The organism is Halanaerobium sp. ST460_2HS_T2, from assembly GCF_003337665.1.
GTDB lineage: Bacteria > Bacillota > Halanaerobiia > Halanaerobiales > Halanaerobiaceae > Halanaerobium > Halanaerobium kushneri.
Window position 1 is genome coordinate 1 of record NZ_QPJF01000028.1, and the last position, 16,546, is coordinate 16,546.

The following is a 16,546-nucleotide window of genomic DNA, read 5'->3' on the forward strand; positions in this document are numbered from 1 at the left end:
AATCTTCAAATTCAAGTTAAAAGGCTTATTTTTATGATTCGCAGACAATATTTTTTTGAATTAAACTAAATTAAGCGTATTATGAAATTCGCTTAATTATAAAGATTTATCAATTAAATTGCAAATAAAAAGCTCCCTACTTTTCGGGAGCTAAAATAATACCTCTTTATCTTTTTACGAATATTTTATTTTTCTTTACTGCCTGGTCGAGTAATAGCAACACCCTGTTTGCAAAGTTTGCACTGACCAGCTTTATATGATTTAATATCGATCGGAAGCAGGGCCTTAAAATCATAGTTAAAATCAACCTGACCATTACTGCGGTCAACTATGGAACTCAAACCTATTATATCTACATCGAGTCCTTCTAGAACTGCCAGCACTTCTTTGACAGAACCACCAGTTGTCACAACATCTTCTACAACCAACACCTTTTCCCCAGGTTTTAATTCAAAACCACGCCTGATCTTCATCTCTCCATTTTTGCGCTCACTAAAAATTGAGCGGACACCGAGTTCTTCTGCTACTGCATAAGATAATACAACCCCTCCCAGTGCCGGTCCAATGACCACATCAATCTGCTCATCTTCCCATTTTTTTGCAATCTCAGCAGCCAGTATTGCTGCATGTTCAGGATACTGTAAAACCTTAGCACACTGCATATAAATATCAGCATGACGGCCTGAACTCAAAACAAAGTGGCCTTCCTGGATCACATCTGTCTCAACCAATAATTTTCTAATTTCTGCTTTAGTCATTTAACCCACTCCTGATGATAAATTTGAAAGAATATAAATTTTAATTAAATTTTCCAGCTAATTAATACCAATTTTTTATAATTAATGGGCTGTCCCAATAATTGAGCTTAAATCTTTAATCTGATGTTTGAGCATATATTCTTCTACCTCTTTTATTATTCTTGGTCCTGCCGCTGGATCAGTCATATTAATCGTTCCAATTCCAACTGCTGTCGCTCCAGCAAGCATAAATTCAATTACATCACTGCCATTCTTAACTCCGCCCAGCCCTAAAATGGGAATATCTATTTTTTTAAATGTTTGATAAACCATTTTTACTGCTATCGGTCGCACTGCTGGCCCCGAAAGGCCACCAAAAGTATTAGCTAAAAGAGGTTTCTGGGCTTCAATATCAATCTTCATTGCCGAAAGAGTATTGATCATAGCTACTGCATCAGCTCCTGCTGCTTCGGCAGCCAGAGCAGTAGTTGTAATGTCAGTAATATTTGGAGTCAACTTAACAATAATATAGCCTGAATAAATTTCTCTCACTTTTTTAGTTATCTGATAGACTTTCTCCGGCTCAGTCCCAAAAATCATACCTCCACCTTTAATATTAGGGCAGGAAAGATTGACTTCAATTCCAGCAAGTTCTTCTCTTCCTTCTAATTTCTCGGCCAGAACTTCAAAATCCTGCTCACTGTAACCAGAAATATTTGCCAGAATAGGCAGAGTATATTCTTTAGTTTCTGGCAGTACCTCGAGAATAAAATTCTCTACTCCAGGATTTTCTAAACCAATTGAATTAATAATTCCTGCTGATGTTTCAGCTATTCGGGGAGTTCGGTTTCCAGACTGGGCTTTAACTGTGATCCCTTTAGTTGTAAAAGCACCAAGTTGGTTAATATCATAAAAGTTTGCAAGTTCTTGACCATTACCACAAGTTCCCGATGCAGTAATCAAAGGATTTTTTAAATTTAAATTATTTTGCTTGCTTTTTTGTTGTGACTGCATTACTACAGATAAATTTAATTCTGCTTTAGTTATTTTTTGTTCAAGTTTTGATTGCTTTTCAGGCACTAAGTACTACCTCCCCCAATCCAAAAACTGGACCTTCCACACAGGCTCTCTTATTTTTCTGGTCTTCTGCTTTTGTCTCACAACTGCAGGATAAACATACTCCAATTCCACAGCCCATTCTTTTTTCTATAGAAAGCTCACCACCTATATTATTTTTAAGGCATTCTCGTTCAACAGCAACCAGCATTTTTTCGGGTCCACAGGTGTAGACATAATCCGGAGTGTTTTTTTCCAGATAATTTAACCAGAGAACAAGGGCTGAACCTTTAATCTCAAGTTTTTCTTCCATTGCAGCCAGATGCAATTCTACTCCCAACCCTTTAAATTTTTCTTCAAAAAATTCTAGTTCGGCTTTATTTGCTGCTCCCAGATATACTTTTTGATTGCTGCTTTTTAACTCTTTTGATAGATAGTATAAAGGAGCTATGCCCATTCCTCCACCAATTAAGTGTACATTACCTTTGTTTTTATTTAGAGAAAATGGACTTCCGAGAGGTCCCAGTAGATCAAGTTCAGTCTCGGCTTCTAATTCAGAAAGTATTTTAGTTCCCTTACCAACAACTCGATAGATAAACTCCACCTTTTTTTCGGCTGCATCAAAATCAAAAATACTAAACGGTCTTCTCAAAAGTGGGTCATCACTTCCAGATTGACTGACTTTGATATTAAAAAACTGTCCCGGCTCCGGCTTCTGTGGCAGCTGATCATAATTCAGAACAAGCTGAAAAATACCGGGTCCAACCTCTCTATTAGCAATAATTTTAAACATAAACTCCTCCTTTGGAATGCTGATACCAAGTATCTAGAAATTATTTCTAGATACTAAGCACCTACCTAAATACTAAGCACCTACCATTTCTTGCTATCTCAAAACCTCATTGATTTCTTTTTTCATTTTTTCAGCAGCTGCTCTTGCTGCTTTAGCATAATTATCTGCTCCAAAGTGAGCATATTCTTCTTTACGATAGGCGAAATTAATTCCGCGCGAAGAATTAACAACTGCACCTCTACCATAACTATCAAAACCTGCCTTAATATCTGCCGCGCCCCCACCCTGAGCACCAAACCCGGGAATTAAGAAAAATACAGAATCCAGCTGGGCTCTAATTTCTTTCAGCTCTTTCGGATAGGTTGCTCCGACCACTGCTGCCAGATTTGAATAACCACATTCACCAAGATAATCACTACCCAGATCCCTCAGAAAATCTCCGACTGCCTGATAAACGGTTCTTCCGTCAGCAAGCTTAAGATCCTGAAGTTCAACTGCCGAAGGATTTGAAGTTCTTAAAAGAGCAAATGCTCCCCGCTCCTTATTCCGCAAAAATGGAAGAATTCCATCACTACCTAAATAGGGATTGATTGTTATCGAATCTATCTCTGTCTTTTTATTTTCAAGATAGGCTTCTGCATAGGCACCCGCTGTTGAGCCGATATCATTTCTTTTACCATCCAGCAGTACAATCAAGTCTTTAGTTTTAGCATAGGCCATTGTCTGCCAAAGAGTTTCCATCCCCGGTATTCCAAGTTTTTCGTAAAATGCCATCTGTGGTTTCACTACCGCTGTCATATCAGCCACTGCATCAATAATATTTTTGTTAAAAGTTAAAACAGCTGCTGCAATTTCTTTCTGATTTGCTTCCAGATCTTCCAGTAATTCAGCTGCCAGTACATTTTCCGGCAGCAGATTAAGATGAGGATCCAGTCCGACACAAATTCTGGAATCTTTCTCTTCAATTTTCTGCTGCAGCTGATCAATAAAGTATTTCATTTTTGCCTCCCCGGTCATCATAAACCATTTTACCACCGACAAAGGTAATTTCATTTTTTCCTTTTAAGTTCCAGCCGGCAAATGGAGTATTTTTTCCTTTAGATTTAAATTTGTTTTTATCAACTGTCCACTCTCGTTCGGGATTGAAAATTAAGAAATCTGCTCTGGATCCCTGTTTCAGGCCTTCAGATTCAATCTTTAATATCTCACCCGGCTTATAATAATACATTCTAAGCAGGTCATTCCAGTCAATGATTCCGGTCTTAATAAAGTTATAATATAAAAGTCCAAGTGCTGTTTCCAGACCCGAAATTCCAAATGCTGCATAGTCAAACTCACCTAATTTATCTTCATAAGTATGAGGGGCATGATCTGTAGCCAGCACATCAATTTGTCCAGCCTTTAAAGCCTCAACCAGTACATTTTTATCTCTTTCTGAGCGCAGTGGAGGGTGAACTTTAGTATCCGGATTATAATCTTCAACTGCCTGATCAGTCAAAAGTAGGTGATGTGGTGTTACTTCAAAGGTCACATTAACTCCTCTGGCCTTTGCTTCCTTTACCAGATTCAAACTGCCCTCTGTACTCAGGTGGGCGATGTGGAGGTGAATTCCTGTCATTTCAGCCAGAACTATATCTCGAGCCACCATGATCTCTTCTGCTGCTGCCGGAATCCCCTTCAGGCCAAAAATTGTAGAGTGATAGCCTTCGTGCATTACTCCATCCTGAGATAAATTTTCATCTTCACAGTGATCAATCACCGGCAGATCAAAGGCTGAAGCATATTCCATTGCTCTCCGCATAATTTCCGAATTCATGACCGGGTTGCCGTCATCAGAAAGCGCCTTAACTCCAGTTTTTGCTAGAGTTCCTATCTCTGAAAGCACCTCTCCCTTACTGTCCTGAGTAATACTTCCAATTGGATAGACTCTAACTGCTGCCTTTTCAGATTTTAATTTTAAATGCTCAACTACCGCTGGATTATCAGCAATTGGTTTTGTATTGGGCATCGCTGCCACTGCTGAAAAACCCCCTGCCGCTGCTGCCTCACAGCCGGTCTTAACTGTTTCTTTTTCTTCATAACCGGGCTCCCTTAAATGAGTGTGCATATCAATCAGAGCTGGAATAATTATTTTACCTTCAGCATCTATAATTTGATATCCCTGATCTTTGATTTCTTTTTCTACTGCAAAAATCTTATTGCCCTCAATTAAGATATCATATTTACCTTCAAGTCCATTTTTTGAATCATAAACTCTTCCATTTTTAATTAAGGTCTTCATTATCTATCTCCCTCCCGGCCAGCAGATAAAGCAGTGCCATTCTGATTGCTACACCGTTTTTGACCTGTTCAGTGATTACAGATTGGGGGCTGTCGGCAACTGAGCTCTCAATTTCTATACCTCGATTCATTGGGCCCGGATGCATGATCATTGCTTTTTTTCCGATCCTTTCCAGACGTTCTGCATTCATTCCATAAATCTCTCTGTATTCTCTGATTGAAGGAAAAAGTCCGCTTTCCTGTCTTTCCATCTGAATCCTTAAAATATTAACTACATCTACATTCTCCAGCGCCTGATCAAGATCAGAATAAACCTTAACTCCCATTTTTTCGATTTCTCTGGGGATTAAAGTCTGAGGACCGGCAACTGCAACTTCAGCTCCCAGTTTATTCAACCCCCAGATATTAGATCGAGCCACCCGACTGTGAGCAATATCTCCTACAATTAAAACTTTCAGTCCAGCAATCTCTCCCAACTTTTCTTTAATACTGTAGATATCAAGCAGAGCCTGAGTTGGATGGGCATGAGCCCCATCTCCTGCATTTAATACACTTGCCGAAATATTATCCGCCAAAAACTTAGCTGCTCCGGGAGCACTATGTCTAATTACTACTACATCAGCTCCCATAACTTCCATAGTTTTGGCTGTATCAAGCAGGCTTTCCCCCTTTGCAATACTGCTTGAAGATTTAGAAATACTCATTACATCTGCACTAAGTCTTTTGGCTGCAAGATTAAAAGAAAATTTGGTTCTTGTTGAAGGTTCATAAAATAAATTGATTACTGTTTTCCCCCGCAGGGTGGGTACTTTTTTAACTGTTCTGGTCAGAATATCTTTCATAGCCACTGCAGTATCAAGAATCTGGTTAATTTCTTCTGCTGACACATCATAAAGGCCTAAAAAATCTTTCCTTTTTAATGACATTCAATTACCTCCTGCCCGTTATTCACTTTTTTAATTAGCTTCATATCTTAACTCCGAATTGATTTCTAATTCTTCTTCTGTAATTTCTGATTCATCTTTTTCAATTTCAGGTAAAATCAGGTTCATAACAATCCCAACAATTGCTGCCAGTCCCATGCCGCCAAATTCCAGACCGGCAAAACTTAAAGTCAGATTTGAAATTCCCACTACCAGAGTTACAGAGACAATCACTAAGTTTCTATTTTTAGATAAATCAACATTGTTTTCAACTAAGGTTCTAAGTCCGATAGAGGCAATCATGCCAAAGAGCAGGAAGACAATTCCTCCCATTACTGCTGTAGGGATTGTTCTGATTAGGACCCCGATTTTCTGAACAAAGGAAGTCAAAATTACTATGACTGCAGTCAGCTGAATAATCATTGGGTTATATACTTTTGTTAAAGCTAAAACCCCAACATTTTCTCCATAAGTTGTATTTGGTGGTCCACCAAAAAGTCCGGCAGCCAGAGTTGCAACTCCGTCTCCCAAGAGAGTTCTGTGCAGACCAGGTTCAGCTACAAAATCTTTTTTGACAGTTGAACCAATTGCTACAACATCACCCAGATGCTCAACCATTGTAACTAGGGCAATTGGAGCTATTAAAGAAATCGCTTTTAAATTTCCTTCTACAGCTGGTAGTGCGAATTTTGGAAAAGCAAACCAGGAAGCTTCCATTACCGGTGTGAAATCCACCAGACCTGAGAAGGCTGCAAATGCATAACCACCAATGATTCCGAGTAAAATTGGTATTACCTTAACTATTCCTTTGGCAAAAACACTAACTCCAACTGCAATTGCAAGAGTTACAGCCGCAACTAATAGATGTTCTGAAGCCATATCTTTCGCTGTTGGTGCAAGACCAAGCCCAATTGTTATAATTACCGGTCCAACTACTACAGGAGGCAGAAGTTTTCGAAAAAAGTCTGTTCCCAGCATTCTGATCACCGCTGACATCAGAATATATACAAGACCGGCAGTTACAATTCCAAGCATTGCACCATCTCTACCAAACTGTTCTTGAGCTGCAATTATTGGCCCGATAAAAGCAAATGAAGAGCCTAAATATGCAGGTACTTTTCCTTTTGTAACTAAATGAAAAATCAAAGTACCAAGCCCTGAGGTGAAAAGTGCAACTGCCGGGTTTAAGCCTGTCAGTGCTGGTACTAAAACTGTAGATCCAAACATCGCAAACATATGTTGAAGTGCCAGTATAAATAGTCGGTGTTTTGTAATCCCATCTTTTTCTAATTGATTTAAATTTTCTTTACTCTGTGCTAAAATTTTCATTTTATACCTCCTGGATGTTATAAAATTATTGAAAAACTTTTTTGATCAAATTTCGAAAAATATTTGTCTAATTCCCTCTTTGATTTAACTTGCTTTGACTAATAACTTAAGCTATTAAAAAAACTCCCTACCAGTTTGAGCCTGATAAGGAGTTGAAATCTTTTAGCAGCTGCCCTACTTTGCTGGCCGTTTTAAATCTAAACTTTTAGCCAAACACAGTTCGAGCTTCTATTCCTTACCGGCCTCTCTGGACCAATTTAAAGGATACGATATTTAATTATTTTTATTCTAGCTTTTTTCCAGCAATAAGACTGCATCTTTCTCATCAATTTCTTTAAAATTAACATCTACAACTTCAGTTTTAGATGTTGGAAGATTTTTACCGACAAAATCTGCTCTAATCGGCAGCTCACGGTGACCGCGGTCAATCATAATTGCCAGCTGAATCTGCAGCGGTCTGCCCAGATCAATTAAGGCATCTAAGGCTGCTCTGACAGTTCGACCTGTATAAAGCACATCATCAACCAGTACAACCTTTTTCCCGGTGATATCAAAAGGTATTTCTGTCCGGTGCACAATTGGCTGCTGAGCAACAGTAGAGAGATCATCCCGGTAAAGGGTGATATCTAAAATACCGGTTTTAACTTCAATTCCCTCAATTTCCTCAATCTTTGCTGCCAGTCTTTCGGCAAGTGGTACCCCTCTGGTTCTGATTCCAATTAAAACCAGATCCTCAGTACCCTTATTTTTTTCTAAAATCTCATGAGCAATTCTGGTGATAGCTCTGCCCATTGCGGCTGAATCAATCAGCTCTTTTTTGACTACCATCTCTGACTTATCCAAAAAAATTACCTCCTTTGTGGGGAGAATATTTTCTAGCGGCAAAAAAATAACCTTCTCACGGCATAGTAAGAAGGTTGCTAAAATTTATATTTTCCCTTACTAGCCTCTCTGGACTAATTTAAAGAACAATTATCTTATTTGAATTTATCTTATCAGAATCAAGATTTTAAGTCAAGGGTTAATTTCTGAACCAGGTATAAAATGAGAGTTTTGGACCTGGTTATAGTGAATGAAAGTATAAATCTAAAAATAAAAATACCGGGTGCTGAAAATAATTGATTCTGCCCCCGGTATAGTTATATTTATTTACTTCTGATAATCCTGTAAAGCTTTATATTCTATTCTTTCACCATGCTCAATTTCCTTTAAGACCTTGAGCATAGCTCGAGTGGTATCCAGTGAAGTAAGGCAAGGAATTCCCATTTCTACTGCTGATCTTCTGATCTTAAAACCATCTCTTTCTGGAATCTTTCCTTTTGTCAGAGTATTAATTACCAGATCAATCTGATCATCAGAAATTAACTCCAGCGAATCAGGTGAACCATCTCCCAATTTCTTTACTATTTCTACTTTAAGACCTTTTTCATTTAAAGCAGCAGCTGTTCCTTCAGTAGCTGCGATTTTAAAACCAAGCTCTGCAAAATCTTTAATATACTCTACCGCCTCATCTTTATCCTTATCTGCTATTGTGGCCAGAATAGTTCCCTGTCGAGGAATTTCTAGACCGGCTCCTATCAAGCCTTTATAAAGTGCTTTCTCATAGCTGTCAGCCAGACCCAGAACTTCTCCGGTTGATTTCATCTCAGGCCCCAGATTAGTATCAACCTGAGTTAATTTAGAAAAAGAAAAAACTGGAACTTTGACTGCAAAATGAGACTTCTCAGGCACCAGACCGCTTTCCCAGCCCAGATCTTTAAGTTTTTTGCCCAGCAGAGCCTTTGTTGCCAGGTCAACCATTGGTACTCCAGTCACCTTACTTAAATAAGGTATTGTCCGGCTTGAACGGGGATTAACTTCAATTACATAAATTTTCCCCTCGCTAACAACATACTGAATATTAACGACTCCTTTAACATTAAGTGCTCTTGATATTTTTTCTGTATATTCGACAGCTTTTTCTTTTAAATTCTCTGTCAGACGATGAGGAGGATAAACAGCAATACTATCACCGGAATGGACACCCGCTCTTTCTACATGCTCCATTATGCCAGGTACAATCACTGTTTCACCATCAGAAATGGCATCAATCTCAATTTCAGTTCCAGTCAGATATTTATCTACCAGTACAGGTCTATCAGGTGAAACTTTAACTGCATTTTTCATATATTCTTCTAACTCTTTTGCATTATATACAACCTCCATTGCCCGACCACCGAGTACATAAGATGGTCTAACCAGCACTGGATAACCAATCTCTGCAGCTATTTTCTCTGCTTCCGTTAGTGAAGCAGCAACCTCACCTGCTGGTACAGGAATATCAAGCTCATTTAAAAGTCCAATAAAACGATCCCGGTCTTCTGCCAGATCAATAGAATCAACTGAGGTCCCTAATATTTCAACTCCAGCTTCTGCCAGCGGCTCAGCCAGGTTAACTGCTGTCTGCCCACCAAACTGGCAGATTACTCCTTCTGGTTTTTCATTATCAATGATATGCATTATATTTTCTTTAGTTAAAGGTTCAAAATACAATCTATCTGAAGTATCAAAATCTGTACTTACAGTCTCCGGATTATTATTAACAATAATCGACTCATAACCTTCTTCATTTAAAGTCCAGGCAGAATGAACACTGCAATAATCAAATTCAATACCCTGACCAATTCTAATTGGTCCTGAACCGATAACCATAACTTTCTTCTTTTCAGTTGGTTCCGCTTCATTAACTTTCTCATACGAAGAATAATAATAAGGGGTTTCTGCTTCAAATTCTGCCGCACAGGTATCAACCATTTTATAAACTGGTTTTAAATTAAGCTGATCACGGATAACTTTTATTTCCTCTTCCGACTTTTCAGTTATAAGTGCAATTTCAGAATCTGAAAACCCTATTTCTTTAGCCCATTTTAGGAGTTCTCTTTCCGATTCTATCTTATTTTTATTTGCATCCAGCTTATATTCCAGATTAATAATATTATTTAGTTTGTGTAGAAAAAAAGTACTGATCTCTGTAATTTGATGTACTTTATCTACTGACCAACCCCGCCGTAAAGCTTCTGCAATCACAAAAAGTCGATTATCATCTGCTTTAAATAAAGCTTCTCTGATTTCCGAATCCGTCATCTTTCTAAACTCTTCTAAATAAAATCCATAACGACCAATCTCCAGAGAACGAACTGCTTTTAGCATAGAAGCTTCTAAGTTACGTTCAATAGCCATTACTTCACCGGTTGCCTTCATTTGAGTCCCCAGATCTCGGTCAGCATAATGAAATTTATCAAAAGGCCAGCGTGGTATCTTAAATACTACATAATCCAATGCTGGCTCAAAACAGGCAGTTGTTTTACCTGTGATTGCATTTTCTATTTCATCCAGGCTGTAACCTAAAGCAATTCTGGCTGAAACTTTAGCAATCGGATAACCGGTTGCTTTGGAAGCCAGGGCACTGGAACGGCTAACACGAGGATTAACTTCAATTATATAATACTGAAAACTCTCCGGATCAAGTGCATACTGAACATTACACCCGCCTTCGATTCCAAGAGCTCTAATAATCTTTAAAGCAGAACTTCTAAACATCTGATATTCTTTATCTGTTAGAGTCTGACTGGGAGCAACAACAATACTATCACCAGTGTGAACTCCAACCGGATCAAAATTTTCCATATTACAGACAACTATACAGTTATCATTTTTATCTCGCATTACTTCATATTCAATTTCTTTCCAGCCTTTAATACTTTTTTCTATTAAAACCTGACCTATTAAACTGTGTTTAAATCCCCGGGCTGTAATTTCTTTTAATTCTTCCAAATTATCTGCAACTCCACCACCGGTACCTCCCATAGTATAGGCCGGTCGCACAATAACAGGATATCCAATCCCAGCTGCAATTTCAGCTGCCTGATCAATATTTTCTGCAATTTTACTATCTAATATTGGTTCTCCAATTTCATTCATTAACTTCTTAAAAGTATTTCTGTCTTCTGCCTTCTCAATGGTCTCAATTGGAGTACCTAAAAGTTCTACATTCAAATCTTCTAAAATATTTGTTTCGGCAAGATCGATAGCTAAATTTAGCGCAATCTGACCTCCCAGAGTAGGAATTAATCCATCTGGGTTTTCCTTTTTTAAAATTTCTATTATACTTTCAACAGTTAAGGGTTCTATATATACACGGTCTGCCATATTCTCATCTGTCATTATTGTAGCAGGGTTACTGTTGACTAAAACAACTTCTAAACCTTCTTCTTTCAGAGCCCGACAGGCCTGACTACCAGAATAATCAAACTCTGCTGCCTGTCCGATAATAATTGGTCCTGAACCAATAACCATAACTTTATTAATATCTTCTCTTTTCGGCATCTTTTCCTCCCTAAATTTTTTAAAATTTGTCTGCAATAAAATATTAGAATATTCAACTGAAAATATTGCAAATCACCCGAAAACATAAGTTTACAATCAGCGCATCATTTCAACAAATTGATCAAATAAATAGTGTGAATCTTCGGGCCCCGGAGAAGCTTCTGGATGGTACTGAACTGAAAAAGCAGGATATTTCTGGTGTTTAAAGCCTTCAACTGTACCATCATTAACATTAATATGAGTCAGCTCTAAATCAAGCTCTGCTAGCGACTCTTCTTTAATTGCAAAACCATGATTTTGGGAAGTTATATAGACTCGATTGCCGCTCAAATCTTTAACCGGATGATTTGCTCCCCGGTGACCAAACTTCAATTTATATGTTTCTGCACCACAGGCCCTACCCAAAAGCTGATGCCCAAGACAAATTCCAAAAATCGGGACTTCTCCTAAAAGTTCCTTTATGGTCTCAGAAACATAGTCAGCATCTTCCGGATCACCAGGTCCATTGGAGAACATTACTCCATCCGGTTTATAATTTAAAATTTTCTGGGCTGTAGTACTGGCAGGCACTATAATAACTTCACAGTTACGCTCCAGCAGTGAGTCCTTAATATTATTTTTAGCTCCACAGTCTACTAAAACTACTCGATACTTATTTTGGGTTCCGAACTTTTCTACTGTCTTTCGGCTGACCATTGAAACTAAATCTCTACCGGATAACCCGGGTGCTTTTTTTGCTTTAGCTATTAATTTATCGTTACTTAAATTTTCAGTAGTTATGATTCCACGCATTGTTCCCTGTCGTCGCAGTATTTTAGTCAGAGCTCTGGTATCTATGCCGCTAATTGCTGTAATTCCATTTTCTTTTAAGTATTTTTCAAGTCTCTTTTGTAAACGCCAGTTTTCTGGTTCCTCAGCAAATTCCCTAACTATAAAACCATTAACATGGGATTTAAAAGATTCGAAGTCGTCTTCGTTAATACCATAATTACCTATTAAAGGATAAGTCATACATACTATTTCTCCTTTATAGGAAGGATCAGTAAGGATTTCCTGATAACCAGTCATGCTGGTATTAAAAACTATTTCTCCAGCACTATCTTTTTCAGCACCAAAAAGTTTTCCTGCGAAAATACTCCCTTCTTCTAGAACAAGTTTTGCTTTTTTCATTTAACTACCTCCACTTTTTTCTTTTACTAGAATCATTGCTTTGATTTTAGTAATTTTACTTTACTACTTTGATTCTTTAACACACTTTTAAAGTAAACTACTAAAGTTTATTGATAAAAATAAAACCCTCTCACCAGAAAGAATGGTTTGAAGGTCAAAAATGATATAGTTAGCCCCACCTCAAATTTAATTAGAGTTAACTTTAAATACCTTTGCCAGCCTCTCTGGACTGATTTAAAAGGAAGTTCTATTCTTTTATTATTGTGATATAGTTTACCATTAAAAAATAATGCTGTCAATAGAGAAACTAAGATTTAGAAAATTAATTATTTTAAAATTAATTTAAATTTAACTTTAAGAACTCATTTGTAATTAAATTTAAATTTTTCTTGCTTTATATTTAGTATGCAGCAGTTTGTGGGCTATTTCGCTGCCCGGGTTTTCTAAATAACTATCATATAATTTTTTAATATAAGGATTTTCGTGCGATTTTCTTAATTTTTTATTTTTATCTATTTTATAAAGCGCTTTCTGTCTTTTTTCTAATATATTATCATCACAGGAGATAGGCTGACCACCGCCACCCATACAACCTCCGGGACAGGCCATAAACTCTATAAAGTCAAATTCTTCGCCTGCTTTAATCATTTCCATTATTTTACGAGCATTACCCAAACCATTTGCAACTGCAGCCTTTAATTTTAAACCATCAATTTCTATTTCAGCTTTTTTAATTCCTTCTAAACCTCTTAGCTTTTCAAATTCAATTTTTTTAAGTTCAGTACCTGTAATAATTTCTGCAGCAGTTCTAAGAGCAGCCTCCATAACTCCACCAGTAGTTCCAAAAATATCTGCTGCACCAGAAGAAACTCCCAACAACTCGTCATATTCGCTTTTTTCTAAATTAAGAAAATCAATCCCGGCTGATTTAATCATTGAAGCCAGTTCCCTGGTAGTTAGAACATAATCTACATCTCCGGCCATTTCTTCACGTTTAGCCTCAAATTTCTTAGCTGTACAGGGCATAACAGAAACAACAACTATATTTTCAGGATCTATTCCCTTTTCTCTAGCATAATATGATTTTGCTAAAGCTCCAAACATCTGTTGAGGAGATTTGGCTGAAGAAAGGTTATCCAGATATTCAGGATAAAAATGTTCAATAAACTTAATCCAACCTGGACTACAGGAAGTAAAAAGCGGCAATCTGTGACCACTTTTGATTCTCTCAATTAATTCTGTTCCTTCTTCCATGATAGTTAAATCAGCAGTAAAATTTGTATCAAAAACTGCATCAAAACCAAGTCTTTTTAAAGCTGTAATCAGTTGGCCTGTAGCTATATCTCCCGCCTGATTAGAAAAAGGTTCCGAGATTGCAATTCTTACTGCAGGAGCAGTCTGAACTACTACATGTTTGCTCTCATCATTTAAAATATCTAAAACAATATCTTTCTGATAAAGTTCGTGTAAAGCTCCTGTAGGACACGAAAGAATACACTGGCCACAGTTTGTACATTCGACATTTCCCAGACCTCTATTTTTAAAGGTGGTAACAACAGTTTCCGGTCCCCTATTGGCTGTGGTAAATATACCAATACTCTGAATTTCCTCACATTTTCTAATACAGCGATTACAGCTTATACATTTTTCGGGTTCTCTAATAACGGCATAACTGGAATTATCAACACTATCACCACGTTTTATTGGCTCCAATCTCATTTTTGAAACTCCTATATCTTCAGCAATTTCCTTTAATTCGCAGTTGCTGGCTCGACTGCAGGTTAAACAATTTAATTGGCAGTCAATATTATGAGTTGCAATAATTAATTCAAATAAGTTTTTCCTCAGTTCTCTAACCTTTTTAGAGTGAGTTTTAATTTTCATTCCAGCTTTAATTTCAGTTGCACAGGCAGGTTTTAGTAGTTCCTCTCCTTCAACCTCCACAACACATAATCTGCAGCCTCCATAAATTGATAGACCATCTTCATAACAGAGAGTCGGGATATTTATTTTTGCTTTTTTTGCTGCCTCCAAAATACTCATCTTTTCGTCCAGATCTATCTTAATTCCATCAATTTCTGTCCTAAGCATATAATTTACCTCCAATCTCTAAATCAGTTTGATAATTTTCAATAACTGAAATTATAAAATTAAGAGAAGATTGCCCCAGTCCACAGCGAGCTGCCAGTCTAATTGTATTACCAATATCCGAAACTAATTCCGCATCTATTTTTTTACCATCATTTTTAAATGATTTGAGTATTTTATTAATCTGTCTATTTCCTTCACGACAGGGGAAACAGGTTCCACAGGTTTCATCCATATAGAATCTAGATACATTTAACATTAGATCTAATAAGTCATGCTTTTTACTGACTGCGATAACTGCACCAGAGCCAAGACTATTTCCTCGTTTTTCAAAATCCTGATAGCTGTAGGGAAAATCTAAATTTTCAGATTTAATTATTGCAGTTGAAATTCCGCCAGGTATGACAAATCTTAAATTTTCTCCTTCTTTTAAACCTCCACCCAGGTCATAAATAATTTCTTTTAAAGTGACGCTGGCAAACTCAACTTCGTACAAGCCAGGTTTATTCAAATCACCACTTAAACACAGAAGTTTTGTTCCCCGACTCCCCTTAATACCAAGTTGAGAAAATTCTTCAGAATCAGGGTTCAAAATCTCTGCAGTACAGCATAGACTTTCAACATTATTTACTACTGTTGGCTGATTATATAGACCTTTTTCAATTGGGTAAGGTGGTTTAATCCTTGAACGACCTCGTTTTCCCTCAATGGAATTTATTAATGAAGTCTCATCACCACAGACATATGCCCCTGCACCTCTGATTAATTTTAATTCTAATTTAAAGTCACTACCCTCAAAATAATCATCTAAAATTTTTTCTTTCCTTGCAGCTTCAATTGTTTTTAAAAAAACATCTATTGCTTTTGAATATTCACCCCGAATATAAATATATGCTTTATCTGCTCCCACAGCATAAGCTGCAATCATAATTCCTTCTAGAACTTTAAGTGGTCTCTCTTCTAAAAGATATCTATCCTTAAATGTTCCCGGTTCACCTTCATCACCATTACAGACAATAAATTTTTGTTCAGCCTTAATATCTGCTGCCATTTCCCATTTGATTCCTGTTGGAAAACCAGCTCCACCCCGGCCCTTTAACTCTGACTCTTTGACTTTCTTGATTGTATTTTCTCTGCCCAACTTTAGGGCATTTTTTATTGCCTTAAATTCATAACCGTATATATCCAGTAACTTATCACCTTTTAGATATAATTTTTCCTGTATCATAATCTCACTCCTTAATGAGGATTACAAATCAAATAATTATAAGCAGTTATTTAAAATTTCAAGAGCCGTGTTTTTATTCACTTTTTTATATATTTTATTATTAACCATCATGACAGGACCTTCACCACAGTGGCCCAGACACTCTACTATTTCCAGGGTGAATTTTTTATCTTCTGTAGTCTGATGGCTTTCTAAATTTAGAAAAGATTTTACAGCATTTAAAACAGAATCAGATTGATTAAGATGACAGGATATACTATCACAAATTCTAATTATATATTTACCTGTTGGTTCAGTATAAAACATAGAATAAAAAGATATAACACCATATACATTGGCTCTCGGCAGCATATATTTTTCTGCCAGATTTTCAATCTCAATTTCTGGAATATAACCATAACTGTTTTGAATTTCATGCAATTTTTCTAAAAGACTCTCCCGGTAAAATAAAGATTTAACTTCATTCATTTAATCCCCCTCCTTTTTGTGATAAATTTAACTAATTTTGTTATACTTTCATGAATTTTCAGACTATTGTACTCACAAGGTACCTTTAATCCAAATTTCTCTAAGTTAA

The 16,546-nt window shown here is 37.0% G+C and carries 13 protein-coding genes; all 13 read right to left on the reverse strand.

Annotation, left to right across the window (positions count from 1 at the left end):
- Positions 1-185: 185 nt before the first annotated feature.
- The gene (gene pyrE, locus DFR80_RS12465; RefSeq protein ID WP_114490137.1) at positions 186-758 is read right to left on the reverse strand and encodes an orotate phosphoribosyltransferase; all 573 of its coding nucleotides are present in this window, start codon (positions 756-758) and stop codon (positions 186-188) included.
- A gap of 81 nt (positions 759-839) precedes the next feature.
- Positions 840-1,817, reverse strand: coding sequence for a dihydroorotate dehydrogenase (locus tag DFR80_RS12470; protein ID WP_233493862.1), 978 nt, complete (start codon positions 1,815-1,817; stop codon positions 840-842).
- On the reverse strand, positions 1,810-2,586 hold the full coding sequence (locus DFR80_RS12475) for a dihydroorotate dehydrogenase electron transfer subunit (protein WP_076545280.1): 777 nt from the start codon (positions 2,584-2,586) through the stop codon (positions 1,810-1,812). Before DFR80_RS12475 ends, DFR80_RS12470 begins: the two co-directional genes overlap by 8 nt.
- Positions 2,587-2,679: 93 nt before the next feature.
- On the reverse strand, positions 2,680-3,585 hold the full coding sequence (pyrF, locus tag DFR80_RS12480) for an orotidine-5'-phosphate decarboxylase (RefSeq protein ID WP_114490138.1): 906 nt from the start codon (positions 3,583-3,585) through the stop codon (positions 2,680-2,682).
- On the reverse strand, positions 3,569-4,867 hold the full coding sequence (locus DFR80_RS12485; RefSeq protein ID WP_076545282.1) for a dihydroorotase: 1,299 nt from the start codon (positions 4,865-4,867) through the stop codon (positions 3,569-3,571). The genes pyrF and DFR80_RS12485 overlap by 17 nt, the downstream gene beginning before the upstream one ends.
- Positions 4,851-5,792 carry an aspartate carbamoyltransferase catalytic subunit gene (locus tag DFR80_RS12490; RefSeq protein WP_076545283.1) on the reverse strand — a complete coding sequence of 314 codons (942 nt, stop codon included), beginning with the start codon at positions 5,790-5,792 and terminating at the stop codon, positions 4,851-4,853. The genes DFR80_RS12485 and DFR80_RS12490 overlap by 17 nt, the downstream gene beginning before the upstream one ends.
- A 30-nt stretch (positions 5,793-5,822) precedes the next feature.
- Entirely contained in the window at positions 5,823-7,118 is a 1,296-nt protein-coding gene (locus tag DFR80_RS12495) for a uracil-xanthine permease family protein (protein ID WP_076545284.1), read from the reverse strand.
- A 288-nt stretch (positions 7,119-7,406) separates the two neighbouring features.
- Positions 7,407-7,946: a bifunctional pyr operon transcriptional regulator/uracil phosphoribosyltransferase PyrR gene (gene pyrR / locus DFR80_RS12500; protein WP_076545311.1), complete on the reverse strand. Its 540-nt coding sequence runs from the start codon at positions 7,944-7,946 to the stop codon at positions 7,407-7,409.
- Between the two features lie 321 nt (positions 7,947-8,267).
- On the reverse strand, positions 8,268-11,483 hold the full coding sequence (gene carB / locus DFR80_RS12505; protein WP_114490139.1) for a carbamoyl-phosphate synthase large subunit: 3,216 nt from the start codon (positions 11,481-11,483) through the stop codon (positions 8,268-8,270).
- A 96-nt stretch (positions 11,484-11,579) separates the two neighbouring features.
- Positions 11,580-12,653 carry a glutamine-hydrolyzing carbamoyl-phosphate synthase small subunit gene (gene carA / locus DFR80_RS12510; protein ID WP_076545286.1) on the reverse strand — a complete coding sequence of 358 codons (1,074 nt, stop codon included), beginning with the start codon at positions 12,651-12,653 and terminating at the stop codon, positions 11,580-11,582.
- 378 nt (positions 12,654-13,031) lie between these two features.
- Positions 13,032-14,744 (reverse strand): NADH-dependent [FeFe] hydrogenase, group A6, encoded by a 1,713-nt coding sequence (locus tag DFR80_RS12515; protein WP_076545287.1) that lies wholly within the window; start codon positions 14,742-14,744, stop codon positions 13,032-13,034.
- A complete protein-coding gene (locus DFR80_RS12520; RefSeq protein WP_076545288.1) occupies positions 14,737-15,969 on the reverse strand; it encodes an NADH-quinone oxidoreductase subunit F in 1,233 nt (410 codons plus the stop codon). Before DFR80_RS12520 ends, DFR80_RS12515 begins: the two co-directional genes overlap by 8 nt.
- Positions 15,970-16,005: 36 nt before the next feature.
- The gene (gene nuoE / locus DFR80_RS12525; protein ID WP_076545289.1) at positions 16,006-16,437 is read right to left on the reverse strand and encodes an NADH-quinone oxidoreductase subunit NuoE; all 432 of its coding nucleotides are present in this window, start codon (positions 16,435-16,437) and stop codon (positions 16,006-16,008) included.
- Positions 16,438-16,546: the final 109 nt, after the last annotated feature.